This window comes from Acidobacteriota bacterium, from assembly GCA_035471785.1.
In the GTDB taxonomy this organism is placed as follows: domain Bacteria; phylum Acidobacteriota; class UBA6911; order RPQK01; family DATIPO01; genus JANQFM01.
Genome location: DATIPQ010000116.1, coordinates 80,405 through 90,150, shown reverse-complemented (window position 1 = coordinate 90,150; position 9,746 = coordinate 80,405). Strand labels below are relative to the sequence as shown.

Sequence of the window (9,746 nt, the reverse complement as noted above, 5' to 3'; positions counted from 1 at the left end):
ATTGTCGCTTCGGAGCGCTCGTGCTTTGGTGCCGCGCCCTGGCTCCCCATCGCAAACTGGCGGCTCAGAGCACCGGTGGAAGGCCCGAGCAGGCGACAACCTATCCCAGACGGTCTGATGGTGAATCTTCAGCATCAGTGTCACCGAGGCACGACCGGGAAGGCGGTCAGCAGGGGGACGGAAGCGGGGAAGGGGGCTGGGTCCGCTTCTTGGCGCAAAGTGACGGCGGCCAGTGGCTGCGTGCTTTCCACCGTCATGGTCCCCTGGGCGAAGTCCACGGGCAGATCTGGCAGCAACTGGTCCACGAATTGAGCGCGGTGGTTTCCAGGCTGCAACTCAATGACGTTGGGAGAGCCGTTCTGCTCCACGCCTTGGAGGCTGAACACACTGAGGGTGACTTCAGCTGGCTGATCGCCGGTATTGACGATGGCAAGCCCGGTGCTGCGGGGAGCGCGCTGGTCGACGAAGAGGCTGAAGGATTGGAGCGGAGACGAAGCTGGGACTCCGGTCTCGAAGAGGGCTATTCCCGTTTCGACTTGGCTGCGTCGGAAAACCGCCGTGCCGCCCACCGAGGGCGGGGCGCTGAGCCGCATGTATCCGACCCGCAGATCTTGTTCTCCCGCTGTTTCTGCTGAGAATCCGCCCTCGGGCTCAAGCTCGACGGCGAAGGAACTGCCGCTGCCCAGCTCTCCCAATTCCACCTCCAGAGGATCGCCGTTGGAGTCGAAGAGATCGACTTGAACCTCAGCCGGCGAACTGGAGGAGTTGACCAGGATCAGCGAGGTGGTGAATCGGATGTTTCCGGCCACTCCGTCGCCCACTTGGGCGAAATAACTTTCCACCGAAGGCACGGGAGCCGAAACCGTCTGTTCCAGGGTGTTGATGTGGTCGAAAGAGGGATCGTTGTTGTCGTTGGCGGCATTGGCCGCCACCCGGAAGAGCACGTCGCCCTGAGAGTCGAAGGGCGCTCTCCAGACGAAAGGCACCTCGCCAGTCTGCAACGGAACAGGAGTATGGAGCAGGACGAGCGCTTCATCAATTTGAAACAAGTCTGTATTGGGAAAGTCGGGAAGGAGTTGCCCAGCCGAACTCCCGTCCTCAAAAAGCGCTGCCATCTGAAACCCGAAGACTCCTCCCCCCTGACTGTCTTCGATAATTAGCCGCAGGTCCTGATACACTTGGCCGGGCTCGTAAGTGGCGGGCAAGCCCTCCAGGACCACCGAACCATCGGTGTTGAAGGTGCTGAGCGACTCATCATCGTGACAGCCCGAGGACGCGCACATCATGCCTCCCGCCAGCACCGACTTGTTCTCATCGATGTCTTTGCCGTCGCGGCGGGCCTGCAGGTTGAGGAGCGCGGCCGTCGCTACAAGCATGAGAAAAGCTGGAAACGCCGCCCTGTGAGTCATGTCTTGCCTTTCGTCGTCAAAAAGGGCTTCCCCGCTTACCGGATGCGTCTGAAGATATTAAAGCCTAAAGAAACGCTGTCGTTGCTGCGGTTGCCGCTGATGCCGTAAGTGGCGGGAGTGAACTCCAGGGAGTTGGTGACGAAGACGGAAAAGACGTGCCCCCAGGAACGGATCTTGACGCCTCCCCCGAAGGCCGGATCGTCGCGGGCCTCGATTCCTCCAAAGCCCTTCACCCGCGGGATCACCTCCCCCATCAGTGAAAACCAGTCGGTCGCCGCCACATCTGCGCCCAATCCCAGGGAGAAAGTGTGGTTCTCATCCGCAGCCCGGAAACGTGAGGGAAGGAACAGCCGGTCGTCACGGCGGCTGTTGAAGACCATGCTGGGCGTTATGTACAGGCGCACCCGTCCCATATCGAAGGCCGTGGCCAGTTGCAGGAAGGGCGAGTAGTGGCGCTGGAGATTGTCGTGTCCCTCAAGGCCGCCGCGAAAGTCCATGCTCCAGAACGACTCGCCGGAGTTCTTGATTTCAAAGGTGGCTGCCAAGGTGACGATCCTGTCGGTGCGGGCGCGCGTCACACCGGCGCTCAGCCGGTCGCTGAGAGCGTAGTTGAGTGCCAGGTTGACGTTGGCTCCCAGGTCGGTTCCGAAGGCCCCGCCCGCGCCCGAGTCGATGTCTCCGAAGAAGCTGTGCTGCACCTGGAATTCGAAATCGCCCCGGCGGCGGTCGAGCGGAGCCGGGACGTTGATGACGGCGGGCGACTCCGAGCGCCGCACCGGTTTGGGGGCGTCCTGGCCGGCTTGGGCCAGCACGGGTGGAGCTTGGCCGGCGGCCCCGGGGGGACTGGCGGCTGCGCCACTGCTGTAGATGTAGTCGCCTTCCTCGTCGCCCGAGTTGTCGGCGGCATTGCCCGAAGCGTTGAAGAGCACCAGTCCGCCGCTCCGGGGAGCCGTCCACTCAAAGGGGAACTCCACCGGCCCGCCTCCGACGCCGGCCCGCGTCCCCTTCTCGGAATGACTGATGTAGGTGATCCCCTCCAGGGAATCGAGAAGCGTGTTGCCGTCGATCCCGGCCAACTCTCCCGCTTGGCCTCCCGAATCGGCGAAGCGCGAAGTGAGCTGAAAGCCCCAGCGTGACTGGCCGGGTTGGGAGATCACGACCTTGAGCGGATAGCTCCTCCCCGGCTCATACTCGCGGGGCACTCCCAGAATCTGGAAGGATCCGCCCAGGAGATGCCCGGCGTTCAACCTCTGCCCTTGGTGGCACTTGAGACAGTTCTGCTGACCGAAAGCGCCTGTCAGCTTGGGGTCGGGCCCGTCAGGATAGGCCGTCAGCAGCGCACAGACCGGCAACAGCAGGAGCGGCGTCAGGACTAGTAAACGTGTGGCGGATGACATGCATCTCTCCTCGCTTCAATCGCTCAGCAATGGACAGGGTCAGGAGTTTTGAGTGTAACTCATCGACTCTTCACTTTTCTCATTCAAGATGCGGTCCCCTGTCTCATCTTTCACTTTCTGGCCCGAGCTTCCGACCGGCTTCTTTGCCTGGAGCGCCAGCCTTGGGCTAGGTTAAGAACATGCCGTCCGACACTTCCCCAAGACATCCTTCACCGTCCGCCTCCTCAAGCAAAGCCGACAAGCTCCTAAGGGGTCCGGGCATCAGCGTGATCCTGGTGGAAACCCGCCAGTCCGGGAATATCGGCTCGGCGGCCCGGGCCATGAAGAACATGGGCCTGACCCGCCTCAAGCTGGTGGCTCCGCGTCAGGGCGTCACCGACGAATGCCTGCACATGGCGGCGGGCGCTCAGGAGATCGTCGAGCGGGCCCTCATCTTCGAGACCTTGGAGGAGGCCCTGGCTGACGAGCAGCTCCTTGTCGGAACGACGTCCCACCGCGCCCGGGTGGCCCGTCGGCCCCTTCACACGCCCCGCGACCTGGCTCCCCGGCTGCTGGCCGAAGCCCGGCAACAGAGAGTGGCTTTGCTCTTCGGTCCCGAGCGATCAGGACTCGACCAGGAGACGCTGGCCCGCTGCCAGTTCTTGCTCACCATCCCCACCGCCGACCTGCATCCAGTACTTAACGTGGCTCAGGCGGTGATGGTCACGGCCTACGAGCTGCATTGCGCACAAGCTGCCGATCTCGAGGAGGATGTCACGCTGGCTTCCTACGAAGAGCGCGAGGCCATGTTTCAGCACCTCTCCCAGACCCTGGCCCGCATCGGCTTCTTCCAGTCCGACAACCAAGCCCACATGATGAAGGCCCTGCGCCGCCTTCTGGGCCATTCCCTCACGCCCCGCGACATCCGCATCGTGCGCGCCATCTGCAGCCAAATGGAGTGGTTCGCCGAATCCGGGAACCGCCTCCCCGAAAGCCAACTCCGCCCCGACTCCACAGAATGACTGGTCGTCGATCGGCGGCAAGGAGGGTGGTAGGATGGCGGGATGGGTGATGAGTATCCGCATGTGGACTTTGAGATGGAGGAGTTCGAGCCCCAAGAGCAGATGCGGCGGGCTCGGGATTTCTATCGCGAGATGGACGGCAGGCGCAGCGTGCGCTTCTTCTCGGACCGGGATGTGCCGCGGGAGCTGATCGAGTACGCCATCCGCACAGCCTCGACGGCCCCCTCGGGCGCCCATCGGCAGCCTTGGCGTTTCGTGGCCGTCAGCAATGCCGAAACCAAGCATCAGATCCGCCTGGCGGCCGAGAAGGAGGAGAAGCTCTCCTACCAGCAGCGCATGCCCGACGAGTGGCTGGAAGCGCTGCGTCCGCTGGGGACGGACTGGCGCAAGCCCTTCCTGGAGATCGTGCCCTGGATCGTGGTGGTCTTCGCCGAAAGCTACGGGCTTGACGGTGACGGCGGCAAGCGCAAGAACTACTACGTGCAGGAAAGCGTGGGAATCGCCTGCGGACTCTTCATCGCCGCCCTCCACCACATGGGCTTGGCCACCTTGACCCACACGCCCAGTCCCATGGGATTCCTCTCCCATATCCTGGGGCGTCCCAAAAACGAAAAGCCCTACATCCTCTTCCCTATCGGCTATCCTTCCCACGACGCCACCGTCCCCGACCTCAAACGCAAGACCTTGGACGAGGTCGCGGTGTGGAATCCCCGTCCACGCGCCGAGGACGCTTAGCAGCCTGGCCGACCCGTTCCTCCTCAGCTTCGGGGATCAGGGCGACACGCTACAATAAAGGAGCTGGGAGAGGAGGCCGTTTTTGAAACAGCAGGAACGTCAGCAGTCGGCATCCGAGAAAGAGCAGCGCATCCTGGACGAGTTCTTCCAGCGAGTCGCCGAAGCTCCCTGCCGGGTGCTTTTCCTCGACTATGACGGCACCCTGGCCCCTTTTCGCGAGAACCGCCACGAGGCCGTGCCCGCCCCAGGAGTGGGGGAACGGCTGAACCGCCTGCTGGAGGAAGGATCGACCCGCGTCATCATCGTCAGCGGACGTCCCGTGGCCGACGTCCTTAAGCTGAGCCGTCCCCAACATCCGGTGGAAGTGTGGGGCTGTCACGGACGCGAGCACCTCTATCCAGGCGACGAGACGCCGCGCATCATCGGCGTCAGCGAGAGCCAGCAAGAAGCGCTGCGGCAGGTGGAGGAGCAGGCCCGCAGCATCATCCCCGCTGAGAAAATCGAGGTCAAGACCGGATGCGTCGCCTTCCACTGGCGTGGCCTGGAGGACGATGAGCGTCAGCGACTGGAAGACGATCTGCGGGCGCTGTGCGAGTCGACCGCGCGCCGCCAGGGCATGGAGGTGCGCCCTTTCGACGGCGGTCTGGAACTGGCCGTGCCGGGCCGCAGCAAAGGCCACGTCATCAACACCGTACTGGAAAGCCTGGAACCCGCGCAGGCGGAGGCGCAGGTTGATGGGGACGGTCAACGACCCAAGCCATCACCGCGCAAAAGCCGGTACCCGGAAGGGCCGCTGCCGCGCCCGGCCGGTGCCCTGAGAAGCTTCCCCTGCGCCGTTGCCTTTCTGGGCGACGACCTGACCGACGAGGACGGCTTCCGGGCGCTGGGCGACCGGGGCCTGTCGGTGCTGGTGCGCAACCAGCCCCGCTCTACCGAAGCCGACCTGCGCATCGGCATGCCCGGTGACCTGTTGCAGTTTCTCGACCGTTGGATCGACTCCGCTCCCCACTCCTCAAGCGCTTCCGCCAAGGAATGAGTCCTCATGAGCCAAGAATTCCTCATCGTTTCCAACCGCTTGCCCGTGGTCATCAAAAAAGACGAGGGCGAGTGGAAGATCACGCCCGGGGCCGGGGGGCTGGTCACGGCCCTCAAGCCGGTGCTCTCCAAGCACGGGGGAAGCTGGATCGGCTGGCCCGGCGAGACCGACGATGCCCCGGTCGACTCATTGCTGGGAGAAGTCGGTCGCGAGCTGGGGTGCAGGCTCCATCCGGTCAGCCTCTCAAGCGAACTGGTAGAGGGCTACTACTTCGGCTTTTCCAACGAAACCCTGTGGCCGCTCTTTCACGACCTGCTGGGCCACGCCAAGTTCGAGCTTGACGCCTGGAAGGATTACGTCGAAGCCAACGGCATCTTCGCCGACGCCATCGCCCAAAAGGCCCGTCCCGATCAAGTCCTGTGGATTCACGACTACCAGTTGATGCTGACCGGAGAGGAGCTGCGGCGCCGGGAGATCGGCAATCCCATCGGCTTCTTCCTCCACATCCCCTTTCCCTCGCCCGACATCTACTCGCGGCTGCCTTGGCGGACCCAACTGCTGGAAGCTCTGTTGCACTACGACCTGGTTGGATTTCAGACCAAGCGCGACTTGCGCAACTTCGTCCATTGCCTGCGCCGCTTCCTCAAACCCCAGCGAGTACGCACCGGACGCAAGAAGGCCCGCATCGAGATGGATGGACGCCGGGTGCTGGCCGGCTACTTCCCCATCTCCATCGATTTCGAGGACTTCGACCGCCGGGCCCGCTCCGAAGAGGTGCGCGAGGCGGGCTGGTATATTCACGAGGGGTTCCGCGAGCAGAAAATCATCCTGGGAGCCGACCGGCTCGACTACACCAAAGGCATTCCGGCCCGCTTCCGGGCCTTCGCAAGGGCTCTGGAAAAGTACCCTGATCTGCACCGCAAGGTGTCGATGATCCAATTGTTGGTGCCCAGCCGCGAGCAGATCGACGACTACGCCGCCTGGAAGGAGCAACTGGAACGCCTCTCAGGCGAGATCAACGGGCGCTTCGCCTCGCGCGGCTGGGTGCCGCTGCACTACATGTACCGCGCCCTGCCCTTCCAGGAACTGCTGGGGCACTACCGCACCTCGGAGATTTGCCTGGTCACCTCCCTCAAGGACGGCATGAATCTGGTGGCCAAGGAATACGCCGCCTGCTCGGTGGACGAGAACGGCGTCCTCATCCTCAGCGAATTCGCGGGAGCGGCGCCCCAGATGAAGGGTGCCCTGATCGTCAATCCTCATGACCAGGAACAGGTTGCCGACGCCATCTACCAGGCCTTCAACATGCCCGAGGACGAACGCGTCAAGCGCATGCGGGCCCTGCGCCGCGGCGTGGCCCGCAACAACGTCTTCAAATGGGTCGACTCCTTCCTCGACGAACTCACGGGCATCGACCCTTCAGGTCAGGAGTGAGGTCATTCCTGCTGCAGAGTGCGGGTGGGGTCGAGCAGGGTGGCGCGGCGGGCCGGGAGGTAGCAGGCCAGGAGAGCCACCGCCGCCAACAGCAGGGGCGCCAGCAGATAGGTCGAAAGATCCGAAGGCTCCACACCGAAGAGCAGACTCTGCATGGTCTGCGACAGCGCCAAGGCTCCCGCGATGCCCAGCACCAAGCCGAGGACGGTCATGATCAGTCCGCGGCGCAGCACCATCCGCAGGATCTGCCGGCGTCCGGCCCCCAGTGCCATGCGGATGCCGATTTCGCGGCTGCGGCGGTGCACAGCGTAGCCCATGACGGCATAGATGCCGATGCAGCACAGCAGCAGAGCCGCCAGAGAGAAAGCAGTCAGCAGAACCAAGACAAGATAGCGCTGCCCCTGAGTGTTGGCGATGCGCTCGGTAATGGGCATGATCTCCCACACCGGCTGGTCCGGATCGACGCTCCAGACCGCATCGCGCACCTGGTTGGCCAAGGCCATGGGGTCTCCGGGCGTCCGAACCGCCAAGCTGCTGAAACGGGCGGGAAACTGGCTGTAGCTCGTGTAGAGGTGAGCCTCGGGATCGCCGGTCAACGACAGCTTGACGTCCCCGACCACTCCGACGATAGAGACCAGCGTGTTCTCATCCCGGTAATAGACGCGCTGTCCCAATGGATCTTCATCAGGAAAGAAGCGCTCGGCCGCGGTCTGCGAGATCACGCCCACAGGAAGGGAGCCGGCGCGGTCAGAAGGTTCGAAAACTCGTCCGCGCAAGACGTCGATGCCCATGGCCTGGAAGTAGCCGGGATTGACGGGGGTGTTGCGAACGCGGGGCGCCTCCGACACATCCACCCTCTGCCCCTCCCGGATCAAGGGCATGGTCCCGCCGTTGCCGCTGAAAGGCAGGGCCTGGGCGATAGCCACGCCGAGCGCACCCGGGACGGCCTCGACCGCGGGAATCATGCGGTCGTAAAAGGCCACGATCTGCTCGTCGGTCTCATACTTGTTGTCGGGCAAGCGAAACTCCATGGTAAGCAGGTTTTCGGTGTCGAATCCCGGATTGACCCCGGCCAGATTGCCGATGGTGCGCACCAGCAGTCCGGCGCCGATCAGCAGCATGATGGCCAGTCCCACTTGAGCTACGACAAGAGCCGAACGCAGGCGTCCGCTGGAACGCGAGTCTGATTCGCCGCGTCCGCCGTCGTGGAGGTCCTGATTGAGATCGCAGCGCGACGACTTCCAGGCAGGGGCCAAACCGAAGAGCACTCCGGCCGCTATGGTGATCAGCAGACTGACTAGCAGGACGCTGGAATTGAGATGGATGTTGTAATAGGTACCGTAGGCGGGGTGAAGCGATTCCATGCCCTTGACGCCTGCGTAGGCTAAAGCTAGGCCCAGCGCCCCGCCGACGAGGGCCAAGATCAAGTTCTCGGTCAGCAGTTGGCGGATGAGTCTTCCGCGGCGTCCGCCCAGAGCCATCCGCAAGGCCATTTCGCGGCGGCGTCCGGCGGCCTGAGCCAGTTGCAGGTTGGCTACGTTGGCGCAGGCTAAGAGCAGAACCATGGCCACAGCCGCGGCCAGGACTTGCAGCATCGACTGCTGGCCTTCCCGCCGGCGTTCCAGGACCGATTGCATCCAGATGCCGTGGCCGTCATGTTCCGGGTGAGCTTCAGCCAGTCCGCTCATCAGGGACGTCATCTCCTGGCGGGCCTCCTCCGCGGTGACGCCTTCCGCCAACCGTCCCATCACCAGCAGGGAGTGGGAATCGCGGTCCAGCGGACGGGGCACGGTCTGCAACGAAATCCAGGCCTCGGCCGAGTCGAAGGGCGGACGGTAGTCGGCAGGCATCACGCCCACGATGGTGTGCTCATAGTTGTTGAGAAAGACCGACTTGCCCAGGACGTCGGGATCGCCTCCAAAGCGCCGCTGCCAGAAACTGTGGGAGATGACCGCGGTGCGCTCCCCGCCGGGGACGTCCTCGCCCTCGGCGATGGCCCGTCCCATGACCGGCTCAACCCCGATCACGTCAAAATAAGCGGCCGACACGAAGATTCCCCGAATGCGTTCGGGGCGTTCGCCTCCGGTCACGGCTACCGAGTTGCCCACCCAGGCGGCCAAGGCTTCGAAGCTCTTTGCCCGATCCTGCCAGTCCCTGAGGTTCTCAAAAGGCACCGTGATGGCACCCCCCTCGGGATCGGCTTCCAAGACGTGATACACCTCTTGTGGCTCGGGAAAGGGCAGCGCGTCGATCAGGACTCCGTAGATGACGCTGAAGACGGTGGTGGCGGCTCCGATAGCCACCGCCAGGGTCAGTACAGCCACCACAGCGGCCATGGGACGCTTCAGGTAGCTCCTGAAAGCAAAGGCGATATCTTGACGCAATTGATCCATAATCCGTTCTCTTCTCGTTGGAGTTCGTCTCAGGCGAGCTTGTTGGGGCGGCGTTTCCCGGTAACGGCGCTCCTGCCAGGAGGCCCGCATCAAGGAAGCCACCTCGCGGCCTAACGCCAGCAACGCCCCTATCCGTCCCCTGTGGCGAACCGACTCGCTGCGCAAATCGCCGAAGAGGCGCTCCATCTCAGGACGCAAAGCAGCCGGATAGTGCGAAGCCAAGCGGCTTCGCAACAGAAGTGCATAAAAACGTTCGGTCAGTGGTCTGGACATTTATGGCCGTTTCGGGATCGAGGGGCTTGGGGCCTCCTCACAGAGAAGGCCGCATTCCCTCGAGCCGC

At 63.4% G+C, this 9,746-nt stretch carries 7 protein-coding genes; 4 read left to right on the top strand and 3 right to left on the bottom strand.

Features of this window, described 5'->3' with window-relative positions; all coding sequences use genetic code 11:
• Positions 1-140: 140 nt before the first annotated feature.
• On the bottom strand, positions 141-1,376 hold the full coding sequence (locus VLU25_17575; protein ID HSR69747.1) for a choice-of-anchor V domain-containing protein: 1,236 nt from the start codon (positions 1,374-1,376) through the stop codon (positions 141-143).
• A gap of 68 nt (positions 1,377-1,444) precedes the next feature.
• On the bottom strand, positions 1,445-2,806 hold the full coding sequence (locus tag VLU25_17570; protein ID HSR69746.1) for a DUF5777 family beta-barrel protein: 1,362 nt from the start codon (positions 2,804-2,806) through the stop codon (positions 1,445-1,447).
• Between the two features lie 179 nt (positions 2,807-2,985).
• On the opposite strand from VLU25_17570, the gene VLU25_17565 reads away from it, so the two are divergent.
• From VLU25_17565 to VLU25_17550, 4 genes are all read left to right on the top strand, one after another.
• Positions 2,986-3,807: an RNA methyltransferase gene (locus VLU25_17565; protein ID HSR69745.1), complete on the top strand. Its 822-nt coding sequence runs from the start codon at positions 2,986-2,988 to the stop codon at positions 3,805-3,807.
• Positions 3,808-3,849: 42 nt separating this feature from the next.
• Positions 3,850-4,542, top strand: a complete 693-nt coding sequence (locus VLU25_17560; protein ID HSR69744.1) for a nitroreductase family protein — start codon at positions 3,850-3,852, stop codon at positions 4,540-4,542.
• 82 nt (positions 4,543-4,624) lie between these two features.
• A complete protein-coding gene (otsB, locus tag VLU25_17555) occupies positions 4,625-5,578 on the top strand; it encodes a trehalose-phosphatase (protein ID HSR69743.1) in 954 nt (317 codons plus the stop codon).
• Positions 5,579-5,584: 6 nt separating this feature from the next.
• On the top strand, positions 5,585-7,012 hold the full coding sequence (locus VLU25_17550) for a trehalose-6-phosphate synthase (protein ID HSR69742.1): 1,428 nt from the start codon (positions 5,585-5,587) through the stop codon (positions 7,010-7,012).
• A gap of 2 nt (positions 7,013-7,014) precedes the next feature.
• On the opposite strand, the gene VLU25_17545 is transcribed toward VLU25_17550, so the two are convergent.
• Entirely contained in the window at positions 7,015-9,678 is a 2,664-nt protein-coding gene (locus VLU25_17545) for an ABC transporter permease (GenBank protein HSR69741.1), read from the bottom strand.
• Between the last annotated feature and the right edge of the window lie 68 nt (positions 9,679-9,746).